Here is a 24,762-nt window from a genome sequence, read left to right as displayed (position 1 = left end):
GCAGTCTTCGCCCCGCGCTGAGAGGCGGCTATGGACGCCAGTATCGTCTTCACCGCCGCAGGAACCTACGCCGCAACCAATCTCGACGACTTCGTGGTACTGACAGCGCTCTTCGCACTGGACCGGGCAACGGGCGCCAGGAACACGGCGCGGATCTGGGCGGGCCAGTTCATCGGCATCGGACTGCTCACTGCCGCAGCCTTCCTCGCGGCCAACGCCCTGAACAACGTGCCGACATCCTGGATCCGGTACTTGTCCCTGATCCCGATCTTCATCGGGCTCAAGTCACTCCGGCGCCGGAACAGACAGCCCCGCGGGGAGCGCCCGACAACAAAGGCCGGGACCACACTCGCAGTCGTTGGGATCACGGTCGCCAACGGAGGAGACAACATGGCCCTGTACATCCCCTGTTCCACGGCATCAATCAAGCAGAGGGAGGCGTGACAGCGGGCTGCTTCCTGGCAATGACTCTCCTGTGGTGCACAGCCGCCTGCGTCCTCACCCGTGCTGCTCCGGGTCCGGGGACAGCGCGGCGAATACCTGCAAGACTCGCCCCGGTCGCATATATCGCCATCGGGGCCACGGCTCTGATCCGCTCCTCGCTTACATGAGCACGGCACCCGGCAGCCCAAAGACAGTGATTCACCGTCAACGAGACAAGGTTTGCTGGATCTGCATGTGCGGTCGCTACTCAAACGTCAAGACCATGAATCAGCTGGGCATCGAGTTCGGCGCGCAGCTGGGCGCCGGGGTCCGGGAACCGGTACCGAATCTGGATGTGCGCCCGACAACACAGGTTCCCTTCCTGCAGGGCCGGCGAAGGTTGCGCACTCAACTTCTGAAAGTGACCCTGCTGGCGGTCGATGCCTCTGAGCCGCAGGTCGCCTACCGCTGTGCCCCATGGGTCTCGATGGTAGTCATCGCAACAGCGCAGCAGGTGCCATCGGGCCAGTTATCCAATCATGAGACTGCCGGGTCACGCGTACGGACTGGCATTCGCGAAAATCGAAGGCTCTCCTATCGTTGAGATCATCCCTCATCCAAATGATGAGCCCGTCGCTTGTCCGGGACTCGACTGTTCCGCCCCATTTTTTGCCGTCCGGCCCTCGAAAAGACACGACGTCGCCGGGCGAGAGGCTTGTCCAGATCAGCAGCGGATGATCACTCGCCTGCTCATGTTCGCTGTCAGGATGAGGGTTGTCCTCTTGTTGATCTTTCATTAATTGTTCTTTCGGCCAATAAATCAGATGCACCTTTGGTCCCCACGCAAGCGGGCTGGTCGGCCTTGGACTAGGGGCGCGTCGTGAAGGATTCGACCTTGGCGGGGTCGCGTTCAATGACAGGGTCGAGGATCGTGTCGATCCGGGCCAGCAGCTCCGGATCCAGTTTGATTCCGACGGCGGTGGCGTTGTCCACGAGCTGATCGGGTCGTGATGCTCCCACGATGGCGGCTGAGACGTTGCTGTTCTGCAGGACCCAGGCCAGGGCGAGGGCGGCCATGGACAGACCTGCTTCCTCCGCGACCGGTTTCAGCGCCTGGGCCCGTTCGAGTACTTCGGGGCGCATGAACTTGTGCTCGGTCTTCAGCCCGCCTTCCTCCGTCGCGAAGCGGGAGGCCGGCGGCGAGTCCTGGCCTGGGATGTATTTGCCGGTGAGAACCCCTTGGGCAAGGGGTGACCAGCAGATCTGGAACGCCGTGGGATCGGGTCCTTGCTGCCCGGGTTGAGGCTCCGGTTTTATTCCAAACGGGGCCGGAGTTCCTTTACGGACGACGGATTGCGCCCGGACACTGCACCGTGATGGGGCGCCGGATTCGACGACAATGCTGCCCTCATGCGTATTGAGTGACACTGAGGCTATTTATGGTTGCCGTGCCCGCGACGGCGTAGAGGGAGACGTCGTTGCTGGTGGCGGGTGGGAAGATCAGTTCTGTCAGGGTGACCTGGCCCCCTTGGGCGAAGACTTCAACGGAGCAACGGTCCACATACACCGCGAGCTCGTAGGAGCCGTCCGTTGTCCGGATGGCGGCGGTGTCGACGGAAGCGAAGGACTCGTGGAAGTCTGTTTGCCCGGATTCTCGGCGGTCGACGACGATGAGGCCTTCGGTGGGTCGGATGCCGATGCGGGTTCCCTGCGCTCCGTTGCCGCGGACGACGATCCCGAATTCCTCGGCGGTTCCGGGAGCGAAGCTGAGGCCGATGCGTTGGACGCTGCCGGCCGCGCCGTTGAGAACATGACGGCCGTCGGAGATTTCGACTGCCGCGAGGCTGAACAAAGGACCTTGCTCTCTCAGCGATGTCAGATCCGCAGCAACCTGCTGCACCATGCGCAAGTTTCCGTCAAGGGTGCGCAGGGACACTTCGCGGACCAGCGACATGGGGCTCCGCCAAGGCGAAGTCGGAATCTGGCTGGCGTACTCCCAGTTGTTCATCCAGCCGATCATGAGCCGACGGTTGTCCGGGGCGTCGCTGAACGAAACGGCGGCGTAGTAGTCCCGGCCCCAATCGAGCCACTGGTACTCGGCCAACCGTGCCGGATCCTGGAGGCCGTCGGTGACTGTGGAAGCGGAGGTGAACGTGACGCCGTCGAAATCTCCCACGAAGTACTGACCGGCCGAGCCGTTGTTGGGGCCTCCGGGGTTGAGGTTCACGATGAGGACCCATTTGAGGTTGTCCGGGTCGCCGTCGACTGGCAGCGGGAAGAGATCCGGGCATTCCCACTCTCCCCCGGTCGCGTTCGCCGGACCGAAGCTGCTCAGCAACTCCCAGCTCTTGAGATCCTCCGACTTATAGAGGACCACCTTGAAGTCCTGGGCTTCCACGGCAACCATGACCCAGTAGCTACCGGCGTCGCCGTCGTAGCGGAACACCTTGGGGTCGCGGAAGTTGGCTGATCCGCGGTCCAGCACGGGGTTTCCGGTGTGCTTGGTCCAGCTATAGCCACCGTCCAGGCTGTAGGCCAGTGACTGGGCCTGGATGCCCTCGCGTGTGGAGGCCTTCTTGAACGCGCTGGTGTAGATGGCGACCAGCGGCGGGTGGGAATCGGTGCCGAATCCGCTGGTGTTGTGGCGGTCGAAGACGACGCTGCCGGAGAAGATGTCTTCTGTCTCGTCGTAGGCGATGGCGACGGGGTGCTCGGTCCAGTTCAGCAGGTCCGTGGAGGTGGCGTGTCCCCATGACATGTTTCCCCAGACATTGTCCAGGGGGTTGTTTTGGTAATAGAGGTGGTAGATGCCCTCATGGTGGATGAGGCCGTTGGGGTCGTTGAGCCAGGTGTTCCGGGCTGCGTAGTGCAGTGCGGGTCGGAAAGCATCGGCCGTCGTGGCGGTCACGGCAGTCATAAAGGTCGGATCTCGCTTCTGTGATCGTGGGTGTGGTGACATCCGGTTGCAGGTTCCCCTACGGCGGGGCAGGCCGGTCCCTGTTTGCGCCGGCCTACCCCGCTGTCTGGTGTTTAGGAGTTCTTCTTGTAGCGGTCGTAGGCGTCCTGGTAGATCTTGACCATTTTGTCCAGGCCTATGGACTTCAGCTGGGCGATGTAGCTATCCCATTCCTGGTCGACGCCGCCGGAAACGATCCATTTGGCGCGCTTTTCCTTAACGAGCGTCTGGACGTCGGTTTCGATGGTGCTTAGCTGCTGCAGCTCATCGTTGGAGAGGAGCACGTTGGGGTAGGGGTCGTTCCCGGCGTGGGGTTTGAAAACGTCCTTGATGGTTTGCTGGCGTGCGGCGGCCCGTGGCTCCGGGGCCACGACGCTTTGGAAGTCCTGTGCGGTGACGATGTGTGGCCCTCCCGGGGCTACCTTCTGACGTTGTTCCCCTGCCGTCGTGCCTGCGGGTACGGGAATCTGCTGGAGGACGCCTTTGTCATCCTTCTGCAAGGCGGTGCCTATCGGACCCCACGTGGTTTCCGCGGACATGGTGGGGTCATACAGCCGGTCGACCCATCGCATGGTCGCGGCCGGGTACTTGTCGGCACGGGTAATCGCGAACGCGCCGCGGCTGATGTCCGGCAAGTTGCCGACACTGGCGATCTGCTTGCCGTCCTTGCCTTTGAGCACCGGCATCACCACGTAGTCCTTGGCCCGGTCCGTGCCGACGGCTTCTTCGGTCTCCCACCAGACGTAGGAGCCGAGGCTTTCAGTAGTGGTCTTGCCCTTGGCCAGGTATGCCTTGTCGTCCTGTGAGAAGGACTCGGGGTCGATCAGGCCTTCCTGGTACCACTTGTGGAGTTCGGAAACCGCCGTCTTGTATTGGTCTTGCGCGGCCGTGAAGATGACCTTGCCGTTTTGGACGATGCGGTGGTCGGTGTTGTCCGGCAGGCCGCCCAGGGCGGCGAACAGGTCGCTGATGTCCGCGCACCACCAGTTGTTGATGAAACTCAAAGGAATTTCATCATTCTTGCCGTTGCCGTTGGGGTCCTTCGTCTTAAAGGCGACGAGGTCATCGTGGTACTGCTGGATGGTCTGCGGAACCGGCAGTCCGAGTTTGTCCAGCCATGCTTTGTTGATCGACATGAAGTTCGGGTAGGCAACCAGGCCGAGTTCCTCGACGTTGGGCAGGGAATAGATGTGCCCGTCCGAGGAGGTGATGGCCGCTTTGATGTCCGGCCGATCCTTGAGGATCTTTGAGAGGTTCGGGGCGTACTTGTCGATCAGGTCTTCCAGCGGGATTAGAGTGCCGTTGGTTCCGTAAGTGGAGATGTCTGAATCCGAGAAACCGGTGTTGAAAAAGGCGTCCGGCAGGTCCCCGCTGGCCAGGATCAAGTTCTTTTTATCCTTGTAGACGTTTTCGGGCAGGTTTTCCCACTTGACGTCGATGTTGGTGTCTTTGGTCCATTGCTGGACCAGCGGCATGCTCTCGTAGGCGGGGGCCAGCGGGGCTTTCGTCCCGGAGAATCGCAAGGTCAGGGTTTTATCGACGATAGGTAGTCCGGTCGGCTTCAGCCCGAAGTCCGACGAGGAATCTTTGATACCGGTCGAGTTTTGCCCGGAGCAGGCAGTGAACATCAGTGTTCCGGCGACAAAGACGCCGACCGTGGCCAGGGCGCGGTTCTTCTTCATGGGTTTCCCTTTCAGGGGTTCCAAATTTGGGTTTCGGTGGGGTTGTTCTAGCTTTTGACGGCGCCGATGAGGGTGCCTTGGGTGAAGAGCTGATACATGAACGACAATGTGATCGGCGATGACAGCCTGGAGCGACGATCATGGAGTATTTGGTCAGTCCGGGGATCCGTTGCGCGGCGGCTTAGGACTCCACGTCCAAGGACTTCCGGAGGCGGCGACGTCGGACTGGATGAACATGATTCAATCGGCCTTTCTTCGTCGGTATGCGGAGTGGAGGTGATGGGCGGAGAACGAGAGAATTCGGGCACCGTCCGCGACCCGGAGAAGCACCTGGTCGGCATCCTTATTCACCGGGTAGGCGCGTGACGTTAGCGAGACCCGATCATCGACGTAGAGCTCGACCATCGAGCCGTCCACGAGCAGCCGGGCATGTACGTTTGGCGATTCGGGGCGGCGAATGCCGCGACGCCCCTCGGTGTGCTCCGATCGACGGCTACTCCTCGATCGGTCGATCCAAACCTCTGTGCCGGTCACCCCGAGCACGGTCGTCTCGACTCCGTCGGAACTGCGAAGCACTTCTATCTCGAACCCGGCTCCCTCGACCCGGAATTCGAGGTCGAGATGTCTGCCGCGAAGAGGTACGGAAACGTCAGTCCCTGTGCTCTCGGCATCCGTGATCGTGCAATCGGGTCCGACGGGGCGTTCGTGGAGCAACCGGAGCTCCGCGGCAGGCCTCACGCAAAGTGCATCGTCTGCGTGGAGTCCGAGTTCCAGCGGAAAGCCCGCGTTGTGCGCCCATCCGCTCCCGGCATACTCGTCCAGGCTTCGCTTGTCTTGCGCGATGCTCCACAGGATGGTGCGTCCATCCTCGAGAACGGTGCCGCTCGGCCCGGTGAGATGGCCGCCGCCGTCAAACTCCCTCGGCGCCGGATCATCGGGCGTGAATTGTCGCGACGCGGCGTCCCAGACGCCGATCCAGTGCCAGACGTGCTGAAGGTGGTGCTCGCTCTCGCCTGCCCACCAGGGCGCGATGAAAAGAGCGTGCCGGCGCCGTCCGTCGCTGCCTTTGCCGATCGGCAGAAGCACCGGGAGTTCCCACATCACACCCGTCGCCGGGTATCGGGCGACGTCGCCGACAAGCAGCGGTTCCTGTTGCTCCCATCGATCGCCGTCCCGCGAGTGGAACAGGAGGGCCGCGCCGCCGCGTCCTTCAAGGCCTGCGCCCACGAGGAGGAACCAATCATCCCCGTCGCGCCAGACAAAGGGGTCACGGAACTGGCCTGTCACGAGGGGTTCGGCGGAGCCGGGCACGGTGGTCGGCATCTCGAGCACGGGGTGTTCATCAACGGCCCAGCCGCTACCGGTCGGGCGGGCCACCGCCACCGTTTGGTCAGGGCGCCGGCCGAAGTCTCCGGCAGTGAGATATAGCAGGTGTTCACCGTTGGGGGCGGTGACCGAGCTTCCGCTCCAAGCACCGTCGGGCGCGACGGTGCTCGATGACGGCGCCACCGCGATGGTCTTGTCTTGCCAGTGCACGAGGTCCTCGCTGATCGCGTGACCCCAGGCGATGTTCCCCCAGTACGGGCCAGCCGGGTTGTGCTGATAGAAGAGGTGATGCATGCCGTCGACTTGTAGCGCGGCGTGGGGCTCGTTCATCCAGCCTTGCGGTGCTGAAAAATGCGCGATCGGGCGATGATGGTCTGCCGCGAACCGGGCACGGTCCGGCGCCGTGTCGGCGGCGTATACCGCTTCTTGTACCGCCGGCGGGTGCGCCGCGGGCAGCACCCTCACGGGTCCGAGCAGGCCGCTCGCCGCAGCGGCGGGAAACAGGCCCTCGACGAGGTCGCTGTCCGCTGACCGTCCCAGGGTCATTCTGGCGGGAAGCCGGATGCCGCCGGGTGGCACATCGAAGGTACCCGCTGGTTTGCCATCGACGTGGAGTTCGGCACGGCCATCGGCTATGGACAGTGCCAGGTGATTCCAGGAATCGAGTTTGAGACGGCCAGTGCCAACAAACGATCGGCCGCCGACCAGTGCCGCTATATGGCCTGACCTGTCGTGGCCCAGCGCGAACCCGGTGTTCAGCTCGAGCGCATCGATTATTGCTGTGAAACCATGTGCTCCGCCGCGTGCAAAAGCGCGCGGGGCGAACCAGGCCGTCACCGTGAGCGCAGGCTCATTGGAGGGGGTGAAATGGATCTCCGCCCACGTCGACCAGCCGTCCAGGTATATAGCGGAACTGTCAGTGGTCGGTCCCTGCCGCGGCGCGAGCAATACCGCGCGTTGCTCCGGCGGTTCAGAGCAAATGATGCGCGCGTTGGATCCGACTGCGTCGGCAGGTTGAACAGGGTTTCCGTGGAAGGTGAGGTCAAGGAACGGACGTGTGACGGGCCCTCCAGGGCTGTTGTGTGCGGTCGGTCCGGCCGGACCCGGTTGTGCCTTCATTTCGTGTCGAACCGGTCGCAGCCGGCTTGGTCGATCGCCACAACTGTGGCCCGAGCCCGGTTGTCTATCATGGGTTTCCCTTTCAGGGGTTCCAAAATTTCACGTATTGGTGGGGGATCGTTCTAGCTTTTGACGGCGCCGATGAGGGCGCCCTTGGTGAAGTGCTTCTGCATGAATGGCAAGGCAATCATCAGGGGCAGGCTGGAGATGACGATCATGGCGTACTTGGTCAGTTCGGCGACCCGTTGCGCAGCTGCATAGGACTCGACGTCGCCCGATAGGTTTCCTGACGCGGCGACGTCGGACTGGATGAGGATGTTCCGCAGCACCAGTTGAAGCGGGTATTTGGTGTCATCGTTGAGGTAAATCAGGGCGTCGAAAAAGGAGTTCCAGTTGCCGACGACATGGATCATGAGCATGAGCATGATCAGCGGCTTGGACAGCGGGAGGACCATCCGGAAGAAGAACTGGAAGTCCGAGGCGCCATCGAGCTGCGCTGCTTCGCGCAGTTCGTGGGGGATGCTGTGTTCAAAAAACGACCTGGCAATGATGAGGTTCCAGACTCCGATGGCCCCGGGCAGGATTACCGCCCACATGGTGTTCAGCAATCCCAGGTCACGGACCACCAGGTACCGGGAGATCAGGCCGCCGTCGAAGAACATGGTGATGATGAACAGCAGCATGATGAACTTTCGACCGGGCAGGTCCTTCCGGGACAGGGCATATCCGGCACCCAGGATGGAGCCGACGCTGATGATGCTGCCCGTCACCGTGTACAGCACGGAGTTGCCCAGACCGCGCCAGATGGCCGGATCAGCGAAAATCCGCTGGTACCCCTCAAGGGTGAAGCCCGCCGGCAGGAACCACACCTTGCCTTCGTAGATCTGGTTCGGATCGCTGACCGAGGCGATGACGATGAAATACAGCGGGTACGCCACGGCGGCAATCGCAACAAGCAGGATCGTGATTGCCAGGGTGTTGAATGCCGGATCGGCCAGCCGGGCGCGAAGCGGAACCTTGTACGGGCCTGCTGGCCGGCGTTCGCGGAAGAGCTCAAGAGGGGGGATGGTCCTGGTTGTCATTTGGTTACCACAGACTTGTCTTGGTTGCGCGGCGGGCCACCCAGTTGAAGGTCACCAGGAGTGCAAGGTTGAGCAAGGAATTGAACAGGCCGATAGCGGCGGAGTAGCTGAACTGCGCCTGCTGCAGTCCCGCGTGGTAAACGTATGTCTGGACGATTTCAGACGTCTGCATGTTCAGGTTCGTCTGCATCAACAGGGCTTTTTCGAAGCCGACGTTGAGCAGGTTGCCGATTGCCAGGATGAACAGCACTGTAATGACAGGCATGATTCCAGGGATGTCGATGTGCCGGATCCGCTGGAACTTATTCGCCCCGTCGACCTTGGCCGCATCATGCAGGGCAGGGTCGATGCCGGTCAGAGCGGCCAGGTAGACGACCATGGAGAATCCGGCCTGCTGCCAGACGTCCGACACCACGTAAACGGGGCGGAACCAATCGGCCGATCCCATGAAGAACACAGGCTGGCCACCAAAGAGCTGGAGAGCATTGTTGATCAGACCCGACCGCGGAGAGAGCAGGACGAACATCATTCCTACAACCACCACCGTGGAAATGAAGGCGGGCGAATACAACACCGTCTGGGTCAGCTGCTTGAACCGTCGGGCCTGCAGCTGGTTGACCAGCAGGGCCAGGACAATAGGCACCGGGAACGCGATGAGAAGGCCAAGGACCGCGAGCCAGACGGTGTTTTCCAGGACTCGCTCAAACTGGAACGAGGAGACGAACCGCTGGAAGTTGGCCAGGCCGACCCATGGGCTGCCGAGGAAACCGTCCACCGGGTTGTAGTTCCGGAACGCGATCTGAACTCCGTACATCGGCCAGTACTTGAACACGGCAATGTAAATCAGCGCAGGCGCTAGTAATACGTATAACTGCCAGGCAGTCGCCACCCGCTTCAGCCGGAAGGCCAATGGTCTTTTGACCGGATGCGGGCCGGCGGGCCGCGTCCTAGTCGACGTTGCGCGGCTCATGCCGCTTCACCTGAATTCGTCACTGAACTCCGTTCAATTAGGGCGCATTCGAGGGCTTCGATCCGGCCGTCCGGTTCGCCGCCCTCGATGAGCATTTCGACTGCGCGCCTGCCCATAGCGACAAACGGCAGGTCCATAGTGGTCAGCCCCGGCTGAAGATATGGCGCCAGGGTCTCTTGATTGTCAAAACCAACGATGGCAACGTCTTCAGGTATCCGGCGCCCCATTTCGGCCAGCGCCTGATATGCGCCCCAGGCGGTTCGGTCATTCGCGCAGAAGATGGCCGTCGGAGGGTCACCTGCGGCCATGACCTCGTGGGTGTACCGGAGGCCGTCGCCGGGGTTGCCGTCCCCGAACCGGACAATAGCCGGATCGACGGCCAATCCGGCCTCGTTGAGCGCCCGCGTGTAGCCGGCGTAACGCCCGAGGGCGGCGGGCAGTCCGCTTTCCAGGGTCTCGATATTGAGCATGGCCACACGGTGGTGCCCTGCATCGAGGAGTCGTTTCGTCGCGGCGTACCCGCCGAGTTCCTCGTCCGGGACGATGCTGGGGAGCCGGCGGTCGCGGTCTTCGGAATTCAGCACCACGGACGGAAGGCCGAGCAAGGCAGCCGGCACGTCCACTTTCCGGTGGTACATGGACGCGTAGACCACCCCGGCGACCTTGTACGAAAGCATCGCTTCCAAGGAAGCGCGCTCAAGTTCCCTGTCTCCGTTGGTGTTTACAGCCAGGACCAGAAGTCCCGATTCCCAGGCACGCTCCTGTGCGCCTTCGATGATCTTGCCTGCGAAGGGGGCGCTGGCCACGACGTCGCCGACAAAGCCGACCATGCCAGAGACGCCGTCACGCAGGACCTTGGCATGCGCATTCGTCCGGTATCCGAGCTGCTCGACGGCCGCTTCCACTTTGTCCTTGGTCTTCTGTGAAAACCGGGACCCGCTGACGTCGTTGAGGACGAGCGACACGGTGGCCTGGGATACCCCGGCCAGAGCCGCCACGTCGTGCATCGTCGGTCCTGAGTTCAAATTCGGCCTGCGCAACCTGACACCTCCTTCGCTGTGTGTTGCGTTAGTCATTCGTATAACTAACCGCCTGGTGATCGAGCGTAATACAGCTCACATATTTCCGTCAAGTTGTTCTCCCGAACCCATATCCTGAACGGGTCCAGTCCCAGGCTATGGGCCACCGTCCCTATGTCCGCCGCCGGATTCACGCCGGCCCAGACACCCTCACCGGTCAGTCCCTGGCGTGAGATCCACTCCTATGAGCCTTGTTGCCACCTCAACTTGATGACGTTCAGTAGTCGCTGGCTCGCGCTTTCACCTGATCGTCGCTGAGTCCGATGACCTGATTGATCCACGCTCCGAAGTCACGGCTCGGCGCGTATCCTATCTCGGTCCAGCCGAGCTTGCTTGGCTTTACGGGGGGTGCTGAGATGTCCAGGCCGAACCGCTCGACGACGGCCCGTGCCCCGGGGAAAAGGCGGTCTGCGGTGCCGATTGGGTCAAGTTTCCACTCGGCCAGGTCTCCGGCCGGGACTGCGTCCGGATGGAGGGCATCCAACACCAGCCCGCCGTCGTTTGCTGCCACATAGTCCACCGACAACACGATGGCATCGAGCACGTCATTGCGATCTACCCGCTCGTAGAGCAGGCCGCGACCATAGTCACGGGCCCAGTCTGTCCAGGGGACCAGCGAAGCAGGACGGACGGCAACATATGAGATGCCGTGGCGCATCCGGTGGTACTCCAGAAGCTGCTCGCCGATGACTTTCGTGAATCCGTAGACGTCGCTCGGCTCATGCCACGCCTGCGAGGAAAGCCAGACCACTTTCCGGACACCGGCGTCGACGGCTGCTTGCAGGGTGCGGAATGTGCCATTTACATTGAGGTCCCAGAATTCCGTTTCAGTGTGATCGACGACGTGGATGCCGTGCAGGGCCGGCAGGTGCACGAGAATGTCGGCGTCGACCATCGCGGCCTGGAGACCCTCTCCGGTCCGGACGTCCGCCGCAGCGAAACGTGCTTCGGCAACCAGCTCGTCGACGGGTTTAAGGTCGGAGAGGGTCAGGTCGTAGCCAGCAGCTTGGAGACGTGGGGCGAGGCCACGGCCGATGTTCCCGCCCGCGCCGGTAATAACGACGCGCGTGCCACTTGGTGCGATGGCGGCGTGGTTTCCGTGATTCATGATGCTCCTTTCCGGAAGTCGGGACACGCTGGAGTGTTTCTCCGGCATCCCTAATCCGGGTCTTCGACAGGTTCGTTGCCCCGAGCACGCCATTGTTCACTTCACGGGGCGGATGGATCGGCCAACACCGGAGTGCCTGTCGCAGATCAATGCGTGGGAGCGCGCCCCGAGAATAGAGGCCACGCCTCGGGACGCGCTTCTGGCGCTTGGTCTGTCAGGGGGTCGGACGGATTGCCGTGTCCGGGCTGTAGGAGGTGATCTGGGAGGTTGTCCCGCTGTCGAGCACTTTCGAGTGGGTGGTCGATGCGTCGAGAACGACGTGCTGCGAAGCGACGTCGCTGACCACGTGGTTGAGCGCGACCACGTTGGCGTCCCCTCCGGCGATCAGGATCTGGGTCGGTTGGGCGCCGGCGGGGGCGATGTTGGCGGGCGGGACGTTGTAGGCGAAGAGGTTGTCCGAGATGAGGTTGTTGTCTCCCGCGACGTGGACGACTCCGTATAGGTCGTCGAGGCCGTTGCCGCGGCCGATGAACGGCGGGTACCCCTCGTTGGTCCGGCGGATGTGGTTGGCCGTGATGAGGTTCTCCTTGCAGCCGTTCAGCAGGCGGAGCATACCCGGGTAGAAGCCCTGGAGCCTGTTCGAAGTGACCGAGCACCGGTTGCAGCCGGTGAATTCGATGAGGCTGCGGCCCCGGGGGAAGAGGTTGTTGCCCGTGACGAGGAGGCCCTCGTGGTTCTCCGCCAGGAGCGTGACCCCGTCAGGACCGGCGCCCATGTGATTGCCGCTGACAATTGTCGCCTGCCCTGCCCCGGTGAGCTCGACGCAGTTGCCGCATTCGGCGATCATGTTGTCGTTGACGCGGAGCGCGTCCGCGCCGCGCACGATCAGGGCATGTTCGAGGTAGACGAATCCCATGCCGGTGATGTGGAAGGAGTCGTTATCGGAGGCGACTTCGATTCCGGTCTTGCCGTTGTGGTAGCTGTTCTTCTCGGGGGTGAAACCGACTCCGTCGAGGCAGAAGTCCCGGAACACGATTCCTGAGAGACGCGGATCCCCCGCCCGCTTGACGAGGAATGCCTGGGGCGCGCTCGGAGAGGTCAGGACGCGGATGTGGCTGGCTCCGGGCTGGAGGTTCTGCCATCCGGTCGGGTTCGAGTTGTCGAGGATGCTTCGGGAGAAGAAGCCATGCCCGAAGCCGGCGATGGTCAGGTAGCTCACATCGACGACGACCTGGGTGTGCAGGTCGTAGTCGCCCGGAGGGATGATGATCGCGGCTCCGGGACGCGCGTCCGGGGAGGACTGACGCTGCTTGATGTCGGCGATAATGTCGTTGATGACCGCCCCGATGTCGGATTGCGCGGTGACGTCCGGGTGCGCCTTGATCCTCCATGCGGCGACGTCGTACGTGTTGGGCGAATTGAGGGGTTCGCCTTGCTGGCCGTCGGCCGCATTAGCATTCTGCGTTGTTCCGAAAGTCAATGCGGCCGCCAGCGTTCCAGCTGCTCCGGCACCGATCAGCCGGCGGCGGCTTGGATTCGCATTTTCTAGATTCTTTCCAGTTACCACGGGTTTCTCCTCTGTATGAGATAAGACTGCTGCTCAGAATCGGGCGTTGCCGGGTCGGCCGCCGAAGGCTTGACTGTCCTTGTCACGTGCCTCGGCGGCATCACGCTTTTGTTCCCGGAAACGGCTAATGTCCCACGTGGACTAATGTCACAACTCATGTGCCAAACCGTTTGGGCTAACGAGAGATGACACTAGGAGCACGGCATGACGGCTGTCAACGCCAAAATTCGGACAGAAGTTTTTGGCACATCCGACGGCGTCTACCAGTGATTTGTGACCCTTGACACCCGCCGCGCCCTGCGCGTAATCTATTGCCAAGTCGTTTTGGCAAAACGGTTTTTCATCCTATCCCGTCTTCGTATTCCGTTCCCGAGAAAGGGAGTCGACAGCGATGTCCTCTCGAAAAACAATCTCCAGGCTTGCCGCCCTCGGCAGCCTTTCAACCGCGGTAATCCTGGCCGCGACCGCATGCGGCGCAGGAGGCCCGGCGACGTCCGGAGGCGCCGCCGGCAGTTCCATCAACGTCCTGGTGGAGGCAGGCGGACATGCAGAACTGCAGCCCATCGCCGACCAGTGCAAGAAGGACACCGGGGTCAACGTTAACTTCGTCGAACTCCCATACGACGGCCTCTTCAACCGTCTCTCCAGCGAATTCTCCTCCGGCACTGTCTCCTTCGATGTTGCGGCTCTTGACTCCGTGTGGCTGCCCAGTTTCAAGGACGCCCTGCAGCCCATCGATGAGCTCTTCACTGACGAGGCAAAGAAGGACATCTTCCCTTCACTTGTCAAGGAAGCCAACGTCGATGGCCATTTCATTGGAATGCCGGCGTGGACCAACGCCGAGATAGTCCTCTACCGCAAGGACCTCTTTGAGGACGCCAAGAACAAGGCAGACTTCAAGGCCAAGTACGGTTACGACCTCGCCGCGCCGAAGACCTGGCAGCAGTACCAGGACATCTCCGCCTTCTTCACCAAAGACGGCATGTATGGCACGGACGTCAAGGGCGGCGTTGAAACCGAGTACCTCGCCCACGTGCTCCAGGCCGGATCGCCCATGGTCCTGGACAGCAACAACAACGTCGTGATCGACAATGCGGCCCATAAACAAGCGCTGGATTTCTACACCAGCCTCGTCAAGGACGCCCCGGCCGGCGCGGCCCAGGTCGACTGGGCCGCCGCCCAGAACCTCTTCAACCAGGGCAAGACAGCCATGACCCAGTTCTGGGCCCACGCGTACCGGCAGATCCCCAAGGACTCCCCGGTCTACGGCAAGGTCGGAACGGCCCCGATGATCGGCGGGTCCGCCGGTGTTGCCGGTGTTCCCGGCCCCTGGTACCTCTCGGTACCCAAGGCAACCAAGAACACGGACGCCGCGAAGAAGTTCGTCAAGTGCGCTTTCGACCACAATGACCTGGCCATCCAGTCAAGCCTTGGCCTGGCATCACGAGTCTCCGCCTTCCAGAAGTACCAGGACCAGCCCGGCTACGAGAGCTTCAAACCCCTGATCGAAACCCTTAACGCCCCCGCGACGGCGACCCGTCCGGCAACAGCAAAATGGCAGCAGATCGTCGACACCGTACTGGTTCCGATGCTCCAGAAGGCCGTCGCCGGCGGAGACAGCACGACCTTGCTGGCCGACGCCAAGTCGAAGATCCAGGCCCTCCTTAAGTAAGACTCCGCGGCCGGCACCAGCCCATGGCGTTGCCGGCCGCGGCCCCAACCAGCGGAAGAGAATCCCGTGCGCATCCCTGATCGCCGCTTCGCCCTCTACCTGATGACCCCGGCGGCGTTGTTCCTCGCAGTCTTTGTTGCCTACCCGCTGTTCCGGTTGGTCATGGACAGCTTCTTCAAAATTTCCCCGATCGTCGGGGGCCCCCGTGACTTCGTGGGCCTGGACAACTACGTCCGGGCCTTCACCTCAGAGGCCTTCATCGGTGCAGGATGGCGGACCCTCGCTTACACCCTGATGGTGGTGACCCTCGAGTTCACCCTGGGCCTCGGCATGGCCCTCCTGTTCACCACCCTGGGCCGGAAATCCCAGGTCTGGCGGACCATGTTCCTGTATCCACTGATGATTGCCCCGATCGTGGCAGGCCTGCTGTGGAAGTTCCTCATGATCGACAACTTCGGCTTGCTCGGCACCCTGCTCAGCCAGGCCGGCATCCTGCAGAACCCAAACCAGATCGGCTGGCTGTCGAACCCGGACATCGTGCTGTTCTCCGTCGCCGTCCCGGACATCTGGCTCACGACATCGTTCATGTGCCTGGTACTGTTCGCGGGCCTGCAAAACATCCCGGGAGACCTCATCGAGGCGGCCAGGCTCGACGGCGCCCGCGCACCGTCGCTGCTTTTCCGGATCATCCTCCCGCTGCTCCGGCCCGTCATCGCCGTGGCGCTGGTGGTCCGCGGCATCGACGCAGCACGGGCCTTTGACACCATCCTCATCCAGACCAACGGCGGACCACAATCCGCCTCCGAAACCATGAGCCTGCTCATCTACCGGACGATGATCCGCTTCGGCGACCCAGGCCTCGCAAGCGCCATGGGCACCATCTACCTGCTGGCCATGCTCGCCATCGCCTTCGTCGCCGTAACCACAATCTGGCGGCCAGGAAAGGACACCTGATGAGCCCGGCCCAGACCCCCGACGACAGCGGCATGCTGGCCGCCGCCGTCCCCGACCGGCCACGCCACGCCGGCATCGCATACCGCAATGCGCCGGCACCGCACCAAACGGAGAGCACCATGCCAAGCCGAACAGCGACTGCGCCTCAGACCACCACGGAACCGGCGTCGGCCGGCGGAGGACGCAGGCGCCGCGGCGTCAACCGCGAAGGACTCGAAGCCGGCAAGCGCAGCACCAGGACCATCCTGTGGATCCTCCTCGCCGCGGCTCTTGTCCTCTACGGCTTCCCGTTCCTGTACCTGCTGTTCACGTCCTTCAAGACGCCGATCGACACCATTGCCGTCCCGCCGACCATCCTCCCCAAGGAATGGACGCTGGATAACTACATCAACGCCCTGGGCCGCAATGGAGTGCCGGCGTCGTTCATCAACAGCATCCAGACCGCCGTCATCAGCACCCTGCTGTCGCTCGTCCTGGCCGTCCCGGCGGCCTACGGCATCACACGATACAAAACAGCCAGTGGCCGCGTGTTCATCATGGCCGCACTCGTCACCCGCATGGTGCCGCCCGTTGCCATCGGCATCCCGCTGGCATCCATGATGGCCTCGGTCGGTCTGGCCGACACCCCGATAGCGCTGTCCATCGCGCACACGACCATCTCGCTCCCGCTCTCCATCTGGCTCATGTCCAGCTTCTTCGAGGCCGTCCCACAGGACCTGGAAGAAGCCGCGACAGTGGATGGCTGCAGCCGGCTCGGAGCCCTGTGGCGGGTGGTGATCCCGGTGGTCTCCGGAGGCATCGCAGTGACGGCGATCTTCGCCTTCCTCGCGTCCTGGAACGAGTTCCTGTTCGCGCTGCTCATGACCGCCGTCCGGTCTCAGACCACCCCCGTGGTCATCGCAAACTTCCAGACCCAGTTCGGACTGGACTGGGGATCCATGACAGCCCTCGCGGCCGTCTACTCGATCCCCGTCATCCTTCTCACTCTTCTCTTGCAGCGCAAGATCGTCGCAGGCATGACCCTCGGCGCCGTCAAGGGCTGAGAAACCACAGCACAAAGGGAAGAACCTATGTCAAGCAACAACTACTACGATGTGACGACGTGGCCCGTCGGCAATCCGTCCGAGGACGTCGGTGAAGTAATCAACAGCATCATCGCCGATATCAAGGACCGGCAGACGGCCACCGACGCGAACAATGGCGGAAAGCCAGGCGCGGTGATCTACATTCCGCCCGGAGACTACCACCTCCGTACGCAGGTCGTGATCGACGTCAGCTTCCTCAGGATCCACGGCTCGGGACACGGCTTTACGTCATCGAGCATCCGGTTCAACGTTCCCGAAGACGAATGGCCCGACTTGCATGAGCTGTGGCCCGGGGGGAGCCGCATTCTCGTCGACCTTCCCCCCGGCGGAGACGGGGAGGAATCCAAAGGTGCCGCGTTCTACGTTGAGCGAAGCGGAAGCCCGCGGATCAGCTCGGTCGAGTTCTCCAACTTCTGCATCGATGGGTTGCACTTCACCCCGGATGGCTCCGGGATGAGTCCGGAGAACACCTACGTCAACGGCAAGACCGGCATCTATGTCGCAAACGCCAATGACTCATTCCGCGTAAACGGCATGGGGTTCGTCTACCTTGAGAACGCTCTCACCATCTACAACGCGGACGCGCTTTCCGTTCACGACAACTTCCTCGCCGAATGCGGAAGCTGCATCGAGCTGCGCGGGTGGGGACAGGCATCGAAGATCACCGACAACCTCGTCGGAGCAGGGCCCAAGGGCCACTCGATCTACGCCGAGCACCATGGCGGGCTCCTGATAACCGCGAACAACGTCTTCCCCCGTGGCGCGAGCAGCGTCCATCTGGACGGCGTCACGCGTTCGAGTGTCACCAACAACCGTTTGCATTCGTTCTACCCTGGCATGGTGATTCTCGCAGCGAATAGTTCGGAAAACCTCGTGGCCACGAATCACTTCCTGCGCGACCATGAGCCCTGGACGCCGTTCCTGGGAGTCGACAACGGACTGGACGATCTCAACGGACTTCTCTGTGTCAGCGGCAGCAACAACTCTGTCATCGGCAACCACTTCTCCGAGATCATCGACTCACAGAGCATCCGGCCGACAGGTGCGACGCCTGTCATCATCCGGCTGATGGCGGGGGTCGGCAACTTCGTTTCCAACAACCACGTGGTGGCGATGGACGTTCACGCCACGTCCAGCGGATCCGCTTTCGAAGCTCAGGTGGACGCGCTGTTGACGACCGAAGCCTCGGACGCCCTCGCCGTTACGGCAGTCATGGTCGATTCCGCATCAGCCCGGAATACCATCCTTGATTCCGGAAGTGACGCCCAAGTCATCGCAGACAGGGCTGTTAACGCCCTCAGGGCCACACCCACGGTCGGTGTCCAGCCGGCGCACGCACCACTTGTGGCCCAGTAACCCGCTCAGGCCCGGCGAGACCCCCGGGGATCGGCATCGGGCCTCTGGGATGCAAAAAACGTACCCAGCAAGTACCCGGACATAGAATCAGCATCAACATAAGGACGTGGGAGACCAATGAACAAGTCGGTTGGAATCAAGGACGTGGCAGCCGCAGCCGGCGTCTCGGTCACAACGGTCTCCCACGTCCTCAATGACGTTGTCTACGCCCGGGTGGGGGCGGAGACGAGGGAACGGGTCCACGAAGCGGCGCGGCGTCTCGGATACGGCCCGAACCGGCTGGCGCAAGCCCTGCGCACCCAACGTTCGGGCATGATCGGGTTCATCAGCGAGGAAATCGCCACCACCCCCCACGCTGGCCGGATCATTTTGGGGGCCGAGGAGACGGCACGTGCCCGCGGGTACCGCATCATGATCATCAACTCCACCAGCACCAGCTCGCAGGATTCCAAGGAAAGTGATGTGGCGGATCTGCTGGACCGGCAGGTAGACGGCATCCTGTACGCCACGATGTATCACCGCAAACTGGCCGTCCCCAAGAACCTCGTCGGACTCCCCGCTGTCCTGGTGGACTCCGAAGACATCAGCCACACCGTTTCCTCCGTAATCCCCGACGAAATCGCCGGTGCGAGGTCAGCCGTACAAACCCTGATCGACGCCGGACACACCCGCATCGGCATGCTCAACAACACCGACGACGTCCCGGCCACCCACTCCCGGCTCAAGGCCTTCAAGGACACACTCGCAGATGCCGGGCTGCCCTATCACGAAGAACTGGTCCAGTCCGAGCCTTCGGAGGTGCCCGGCGGCCACCAGGCCGCGCTGCGCCTGCTGAAAACCCCAAACCGGCCCACAGCCGTGTTCTGCTACAACGACCGCATGGCCATGGGCGCGTACCGGGCCGCCGGGGAACTTGGCCTCAGGATTCCGGATGACATTTCCATCGTCGGTTTCGACAACCAACAACTGATTGCCGAAAACATCTACCCCGCACTGACAACCGTCGCCCTTCCGCACTACGAAATGGGCGCCTGGGCCACCGAAAACCTGATCGACGCCATCGAGGGAAAAACCGACCTGCAGTTGTTCGCCGCTCACCCGACCCTTCTCCCCTGTCCCCTGGTCCTTCGCGATTCCGTCGCCTCCCCAAAACATCAGGACGCTTCGAGCAGAGCAGCACCGGACTCAGCTACACGCCCCAACACCTGACCTCGAGCGCGTCCAGTAGAGGACGCGCCCAACCCTCCAAGGACTTTGAATGCACAGCACCCCAGTTCCCTCATGCCCTGAAACGGATGTCGTCGTCGTCGGCGAGGCCATAATCGACATCATTGACACCGCGGCAGGGCCCGTCGAGTTTCCCGGCGGATCAAGGATGAACGTCGCGTTCGGACTTGGCCGGCTAGGCGTCAGCACCGCATTTCTCACCGCACTGGGCAGGGATGAACGCAGCAGGAGCATCCAACAACACCTGGACACCGCGGGAGTACGCCTGTTCCCGGGAGCCGAGCACCTCAACCGCACGTCCACTGCCAGGGCGCTTCTGGACAGCAGCGGTTCCGCAGAGTACGAATTCGACTTCGAATGGAACCTCCCCCAAATCAGCCCCGCTTTCCTCCCGAAGGTGCTGCATACGGGGTCACTGGCCTCCTTCACGGAGCCCGGAGCAACCCAAGTCCGGTCCTTGCTGGAACTATTCTCCCGCCGCTGCTTGATCACGTACGACCCCAACATCCGCCCGACTCTGCTCCACAGCCACACTGAAGCGCTCAGGACCTTCGAACACACAGTCGCGCTGGCTACCGTTGTGAAGCTCAGTTCGGACGATGCCCGGTGGCTTTACCCGCGCACGTCTCCTCACGACGTCGCGCGGCGGCTGCTTGATCTCGGGACAGAACTTGCAATCATCACCGATGGCGCATCCGGATCATATCTGCGCTCGAATGCCGCCGAGATCGACGTGCCGGCGCCACCAGTACTCGTCAAAGATACTGTCGGCGCAGGCGACTCCTACATGTCATCGCTTATCGCCGGCCTCATCGAGGACCCCGCGGACGATTTCGGCTACGGCAAACTCACCCGACTGGGAACCGCAGCCTCGCTCGCTGCGGCCATAACGGTCGGAAGGCACGGAGCGAACCCGCCAACGCGGGCGGAACTGATCCGATCCCTGGAACTAGCCCAGACTTCCCGAAAGAACTCCGATGACTGAAACAACGACACACCCTTCCGGGGGCCGCGCCGAAGAAACCGCCCCCACCATGCGCCCGATACTTCACTACACAGCCAAGAACACATGGCTGAACGACCCCAACGGACTCGTGTGGCACCAGGGCGTCTACCACCTGTTCTACCAAAACAACCCCTTCGACAACGTCTGGGGCAACATGTCCTGGGGACACGCCACCTCAACCGACCTTCTGCACTGGACCGAACACCCGGTGGCCATCGCCTGCGATGAGGAAGAAGACGTCTTTTCCGGCAGCATCGTTGTGGACCACGGCAATACGTCGGGATTCGGCACAGCAGAAGATCCGGCCTTGGTGGCCATCTACACGAGCGCCTTCAAGGAAGGCTCGGCGCACCAAGGGACACAAGCCCAGTCTCTCGCGTTCTCAACGGACGCCGGCATGACCTGGAGCAAATACGCAGGCAACCCCGTGCTTGGCCGCGGCTCGGCCCATTTCCGGGATCCCAAGGTGTTCCGCTACGAGGGACCGGCCGGTTCCTGCTGGATCATGGTGGCGGTGGAGGCCCAACACCAGCAGGTTGTGCTGTACCGCTCGGCCGACCTCAAGGACTGGGAATACCTGAGCACCTTCGGCCCAGCCAACGCCAGCGACGGCGAATGGGAATGCCCCGACCTCTTCCCGCTCCCCGTCGACGGAGACCCGGACAACGTCAAATGGGTCCTGGTGGTCAATATCAACCCGGGCGCCGTGGCCGGCGGCTCCGGAGGGCAATACTTCGTCGGCGACTTCGACGGCGTGCAGTTCACCGCCGACCCTGATTCGCTCGTTCCAACCGATGCCGACGGGAACGTAGATCTCAGACACTGTCTGTGGCTCGACTGGGGACGTGACTACTACGCCGCCGTCTCCTTCAGCAACGCCCCGGAGAACCGCCGCATCATGATCGGCTGGATGAACAACTGGGACTACGCCAACTCCTTGCCCACGTCTCCGTGGCGCTCCAGTATGTCGCTTGCCCGCGAGATCGAGCTCGCGACGGTGGACGGTTTCCCGCGCCTGATGCAGCGCCCCGTGCTGCCATTGGACTCCGGGGAGCCGGCCCGCACCATCCAGAACATGGAACTTCACAACTCCCTGCTGCAACTGCCCCACGCGATGCCCGGATCAGCCCAGCTGATCGACGCCGAGATCCTGCCCGGCACGGCACGGACCATCGCGTTAAGGCTCCTCAGCGCACCGGACGGGAGCACCGCAACGGTCCTCAGCTTCGATGCCCTGACGAGCCGGCTCACACTGGACCGGCGCAACTCCGGAAACACCGCCTTCCACGATAAGTTCTCGTCGGCTGAGTCCGCACCAGTGAAGCTCGACGGCGGCGCGCTTAGGCTAAAAGTAATCATCGACCAGTGCTCGGTGGAGGTCTTCGCCCAAGACGGCAGGGTTGTGCTGAGCGATCTGGTGTTCCCCCGGTCCGGGAACCTGGGCACCGACGTGTACGTCGAAGGCGGCACAGCCACGGTGCGGAAACTGGCCGTCACGTCCTTATCCTAAGGACGGCACCGCGCTGCAGTGCCCACCGGGTCCTGCGGGAAAGAGTGCCCCAAAGGCCATAAGAGGCCGAACGCTGCGAAGGAAGCCGTCAACAATTCAGCCGTACGCTGTCATTCCATTCGAGCGCGAATCGTCGGGATCCCCAGACCGGCAGGTCCCCACTGGACGGATTTTTGCACGACGTCCCGTTTTTCTCGATGAAATTGGAGGGTGAGATCAAGGCCTTCGAGCTCGCCTCACCAGCCGCTTGTTTCGGCGCTCACAAGCCGTGAATTCCGGCTGCGTGGCGTGGTGTGTTCGGCGGCGATCGGGCGGGCACCCCGCGTCCGATCGCTGGCCGGCTAGCAGGCCTCCTCCGGGTGGCGGACAGAGAGCTCTCCTGACTTGACAGGCCTTCCGCAAGCTTCGCAGCGCACCTCAGCCACAAACATTTCGCCGCACGCATCATGCACAAACTCGACTACCGGAACGTCCGCGTCCCGGTATGCGTCACCCCAGCGCTTCAGAACCAAGATGACCTGGCCCAAATCCCTTCCTTTTTGGGTGAGTTCATACCCGGAGCCCCCGCTGCTTTCCGACAACCGCTGTTGGACGATCCCGGACTCCGTGAGCTTTTTCAAACGCGATGCAAGGATGTCCCTTGGCGCTCCCACGGCACGCAATATTTCGGTGTACCGCGACGCGCCGAACGCCAGCGCGCGAACGATGTGGAGCGACCACCGGTCATCGATCGCGCCAAGAGCAACGGCGAGTGAGTCTTTCGATGGTTTGTTTTTCAAACCGCCTCCTGTACGATTGCCTCGGTTTGATATTCAAACCATTCTAGTCGAGGAAGCCCTGAAGATGTCATTTCCCCATCCAGCCCGGGCCGGGAATGCCGCTCCCGGAACTCAGCACAGCGCGTTGATAGCCCTGGTTCTTACCGGGCTCATCATTGGTACGGCCTTCATCGCCATCTACGTCGGCATTCAGCGCAGCCCCGCACCGTTGCACTTGCCGCTGGCTGTAGTGGGCGAACCGCTCGCCACGGCAACTCAAAAGGGACTGGGCGACGCCGTCACGGTGACCGAGGTCACCTCGCTCAGCGAAGGCACCCAGATGGTTCAAAATGGCGACGCGGTTGCGGCGGTGGCCCTGACCGCGCCAACCACGTTGCAGTTCGACTACGCCGGCGCAAAGGGCCTCAGCGAGAGCGGAGCGGCCCGCGCTCTGGTCCATGGCGTAGCGGACCATGCCGGGCTTACCCTGCAGGAGAAAGACCTCGTGCCGCTGGCGCAGTACGACAGCCGAGGGCTATCTGCCTTCTACGTCGTATTCGGCGTCACACTCTCGTCATTTGTTCTGGCGCAAGGTCTCACCGGGGCCGCTGACAAGATCAGGCTGCGCCACCGCCTGTATGCCATGGGCGGATTCGCCGTACTGATCGGCGTCGTCGGGGCAACAATCGCCGGCCCCATCCTCGGAGCCCTGACGGCCCCGTGGCCGCTGCTCGCGGCAACTCTCGCGCTGCTCTCCGCGTCGGTCGCGTTCACGACCAAGGCGCTCGGCGCCTGGCTGGGAGCTGCGGGGATCGCCCTAGCAGTCATCACGCTAACCATCGTCGGCAACGCCGTCAGCGGAGCGACCATCGGCTACGACATCCTGCCCTCGTGGGGGCAAGCGGTCTCAGCGATTCTTCCCCGGCGCAGCGGTCCGAGCCGTCAATGACTACGGCTACTTCAACGGAACGGCCGCATGGTCATCGCTTGGCGTCCTCGCGCTTTGGGCGGCAGCGGGCTTCGGCCTGGTGTTGCTCCGCTCGGTGGCCCGCGTAAACCGCACCAGGTCTGCCGAGTCACAGCCGAACCCGGAAATCCCAGAAGCGGATCTAACGCATCCGTAGGCGGTGAGCGGGCCTTTGCGCCCTCACGAGCCTCGCCGGTGTACACGCACGTACCCGTTCGGCCGCCGTCGGGTTCTGGGCTAAGGGCTGAGATGCCCCAAGGCCTCCCCTGGGAAGTCGCGCGGTGGTTGTTCCATGGGCTCGAGCGAGGCGATTACGGGCTCACCAAAAATTAGGAGGAAACCTCATGTCAACCAACAACCCAGCGGAACGGTCGGAAACCTTCACCTGGATTGATCCGGCAATCGCGCTCGAACAGCTGCCACGGCTGTCGGGTCTGGACTACTTTTCCGGCCTCCGCGACGGCGGCATTGCGCCGCCGCCGATCGCTTCCCTCATGAATTTCGATCTCGTCGATGCGAGGTACGGACACGTCGAGTTCCAGTGCTGGCCGGGAGAAGCGCACTACAACCCCCTCGGAATGGTGCACGGCGGCCTGGCCTGCACGCTCCTCGACACGGTGCTCGGCTGCGCAGCACACAGTACCTTGGAAGTCGGGATCGGCTACACCTCTATCGATCTGGCGGTCAAGTACCTGCGACCAATCACGCTCAACAAGGGTGAACTTCGTGCGGAGGGGTCAGTCGTAAAATCCGGCCCGCGGGTGATATTCACCGAAGGGCGCCTCAGCACCGCCAGCGGTGAACTCCTCGCCACCGCCACGAGCACGCTGCTTATCTTCCCCCGCCAACCGGGCGCTCGGACAACATGACTGATACCGGCACCGCCGTTGCCCTGTGACGCCTGCCGCTCAGGAT

The 24,762-nt window shown here is 62.5% G+C and carries 21 protein-coding genes; 10 read left to right on the top strand and 11 right to left on the bottom strand.

The features are described 5' to 3' along the window. The first annotated feature begins 30 nt into the window (after positions 1-30). Positions 31-444: a cadmium resistance transporter gene (locus ACX5I4_RS09185; protein ID WP_461836394.1), complete on the top strand. Its 414-nt coding sequence runs from the start codon at positions 31-33 to the stop codon at positions 442-444. Positions 445-917: 473 nt separating this feature from the next. Here ACX5I4_RS09185 and ACX5I4_RS09180 read toward each other — a convergent pair whose 3' ends face one another. The 10 genes from ACX5I4_RS09180 to ACX5I4_RS09135 all read right to left on the bottom strand — a co-directional run bounded on the left by ACX5I4_RS09180 (position 918) and on the right by ACX5I4_RS09135 (position 13,312). Continuing rightward, entirely contained in the window at positions 918-1,220 is a 303-nt protein-coding gene (locus ACX5I4_RS09180; RefSeq protein ID WP_461836393.1) for a hypothetical protein, read from the bottom strand. Between the two features lie 70 nt (positions 1,221-1,290). Next, positions 1,291-1,851 carry an aldo/keto reductase gene (locus ACX5I4_RS09175; RefSeq protein WP_461836392.1) on the bottom strand — a complete coding sequence of 187 codons (561 nt, stop codon included), beginning with the start codon at positions 1,849-1,851 and terminating at the stop codon, positions 1,291-1,293. Beyond that, positions 1,832-3,340: a glycoside hydrolase family 32 protein gene (locus ACX5I4_RS09170; protein WP_461836391.1), complete on the bottom strand. Its 1,509-nt coding sequence runs from the start codon at positions 3,338-3,340 to the stop codon at positions 1,832-1,834. Before ACX5I4_RS09170 ends, ACX5I4_RS09175 begins: the two co-directional genes overlap by 20 nt. 113 nt (positions 3,341-3,453) lie before the next feature. Next, positions 3,454-5,061, bottom strand: coding sequence for an ABC transporter substrate-binding protein (locus ACX5I4_RS09165; RefSeq protein WP_461836390.1), 1,608 nt, complete (start codon positions 5,059-5,061; stop codon positions 3,454-3,456). A gap of 240 nt (positions 5,062-5,301) precedes the next feature. Further along, entirely contained in the window at positions 5,302-7,506 is a 2,205-nt protein-coding gene (locus ACX5I4_RS09160; protein ID WP_461836389.1) for a GH32 C-terminal domain-containing protein, read from the bottom strand. 122 nt (positions 7,507-7,628) lie between these two features. Continuing rightward, positions 7,629-8,588 (bottom strand): carbohydrate ABC transporter permease, encoded by a 960-nt coding sequence (locus ACX5I4_RS09155; protein ID WP_461836388.1) that lies wholly within the window; start codon positions 8,586-8,588, stop codon positions 7,629-7,631. 4 nt (positions 8,589-8,592) lie between these two features. Then, positions 8,593-9,402, bottom strand: coding sequence for an ABC transporter permease (locus tag ACX5I4_RS09150; RefSeq protein WP_461836387.1), 810 nt, complete (start codon positions 9,400-9,402; stop codon positions 8,593-8,595). 152 nt (positions 9,403-9,554) lie between these two features. After that, positions 9,555-10,634, bottom strand: a complete 1,080-nt coding sequence (locus ACX5I4_RS09145; protein ID WP_461836386.1) for a LacI family DNA-binding transcriptional regulator — start codon at positions 10,632-10,634, stop codon at positions 9,555-9,557. Between the two features lie 220 nt (positions 10,635-10,854). Then, positions 10,855-11,745, bottom strand: a complete 891-nt coding sequence (locus ACX5I4_RS09140; RefSeq protein ID WP_461836385.1) for an NAD-dependent epimerase/dehydratase family protein — start codon at positions 11,743-11,745, stop codon at positions 10,855-10,857. Between the two features lie 214 nt (positions 11,746-11,959). After that, positions 11,960-13,312 (bottom strand): NosD domain-containing protein, encoded by a 1,353-nt coding sequence (locus ACX5I4_RS09135; protein WP_461836384.1) that lies wholly within the window; start codon positions 13,310-13,312, stop codon positions 11,960-11,962. Positions 13,313-13,703: 391 nt separating this feature from the next. Between ACX5I4_RS09135 and ACX5I4_RS09130 the strand changes: the two genes are divergently transcribed. From ACX5I4_RS09130 to ACX5I4_RS09100, 7 genes are all read left to right on the top strand, one after another. After that, positions 13,704-14,984, top strand: a complete 1,281-nt coding sequence (locus tag ACX5I4_RS09130; RefSeq protein WP_461836383.1) for an ABC transporter substrate-binding protein — start codon at positions 13,704-13,706, stop codon at positions 14,982-14,984. Between the two features lie 66 nt (positions 14,985-15,050). Beyond that, positions 15,051-15,938, top strand: coding sequence for a carbohydrate ABC transporter permease (locus ACX5I4_RS09125; RefSeq protein ID WP_461836382.1), 888 nt, complete (start codon positions 15,051-15,053; stop codon positions 15,936-15,938). Positions 15,939-16,057: 119 nt separating this feature from the next. Further along, positions 16,058-16,981: a carbohydrate ABC transporter permease gene (locus ACX5I4_RS09120; RefSeq protein ID WP_437774009.1), complete on the top strand. Its 924-nt coding sequence runs from the start codon at positions 16,058-16,060 to the stop codon at positions 16,979-16,981. 27 nt (positions 16,982-17,008) lie between these two features. Beyond that, positions 17,009-18,379 carry a NosD domain-containing protein gene (locus ACX5I4_RS09115; protein ID WP_461836381.1) on the top strand — a complete coding sequence of 457 codons (1,371 nt, stop codon included), beginning with the start codon at positions 17,009-17,011 and terminating at the stop codon, positions 18,377-18,379. 117 nt (positions 18,380-18,496) lie between these two features. Continuing rightward, complete coding sequence (locus ACX5I4_RS09110; protein WP_461836380.1) at positions 18,497-19,588, top strand: LacI family DNA-binding transcriptional regulator; 1,092 nt, start codon at positions 18,497-18,499, stop codon at positions 19,586-19,588. Positions 19,589-19,637: 49 nt separating this feature from the next. After that, complete coding sequence (locus ACX5I4_RS09105) at positions 19,638-20,591, top strand: carbohydrate kinase family protein (protein WP_461836379.1); 954 nt, start codon at positions 19,638-19,640, stop codon at positions 20,589-20,591. Then, positions 20,584-22,122 (top strand): glycoside hydrolase family 32 protein, encoded by a 1,539-nt coding sequence (locus ACX5I4_RS09100; protein ID WP_461836378.1) that lies wholly within the window; start codon positions 20,584-20,586, stop codon positions 22,120-22,122. Before ACX5I4_RS09105 ends, ACX5I4_RS09100 begins: the two co-directional genes overlap by 8 nt. 341 nt (positions 22,123-22,463) lie before the next feature. Here the strand turns inward: ACX5I4_RS09100 and ACX5I4_RS09095 are convergent, their stop codons facing one another. Continuing rightward, on the bottom strand, positions 22,464-22,901 hold the full coding sequence (locus tag ACX5I4_RS09095; protein WP_059389043.1) for a winged helix-turn-helix transcriptional regulator: 438 nt from the start codon (positions 22,899-22,901) through the stop codon (positions 22,464-22,466). A 64-nt stretch (positions 22,902-22,965) separates the two neighbouring features. On the opposite strand from ACX5I4_RS09095, the gene ACX5I4_RS09090 reads away from it, so the two are divergent. Both ACX5I4_RS09090 and ACX5I4_RS09085 read left to right on the top strand, forming a co-directional pair. Beyond that, positions 22,966-23,829, top strand: a complete 864-nt coding sequence (locus ACX5I4_RS09090; protein ID WP_461836377.1) for a hypothetical protein — start codon at positions 22,966-22,968, stop codon at positions 23,827-23,829. 362 nt (positions 23,830-24,191) lie between these two features. Next, positions 24,192-24,716 carry a PaaI family thioesterase gene (locus ACX5I4_RS09085; RefSeq protein ID WP_461836376.1) on the top strand — a complete coding sequence of 175 codons (525 nt, stop codon included), beginning with the start codon at positions 24,192-24,194 and terminating at the stop codon, positions 24,714-24,716. The last annotated feature ends 46 nt before the right edge of the window (positions 24,717-24,762 follow it).

The sequence above is a fragment of the Arthrobacter sp. MMS24-S77 genome (assembly GCF_054888235.1).
The sequence above is the reverse complement of the archived record's forward strand: the minus strand, read 5'-3'. Positions and strand labels throughout refer to the sequence as shown.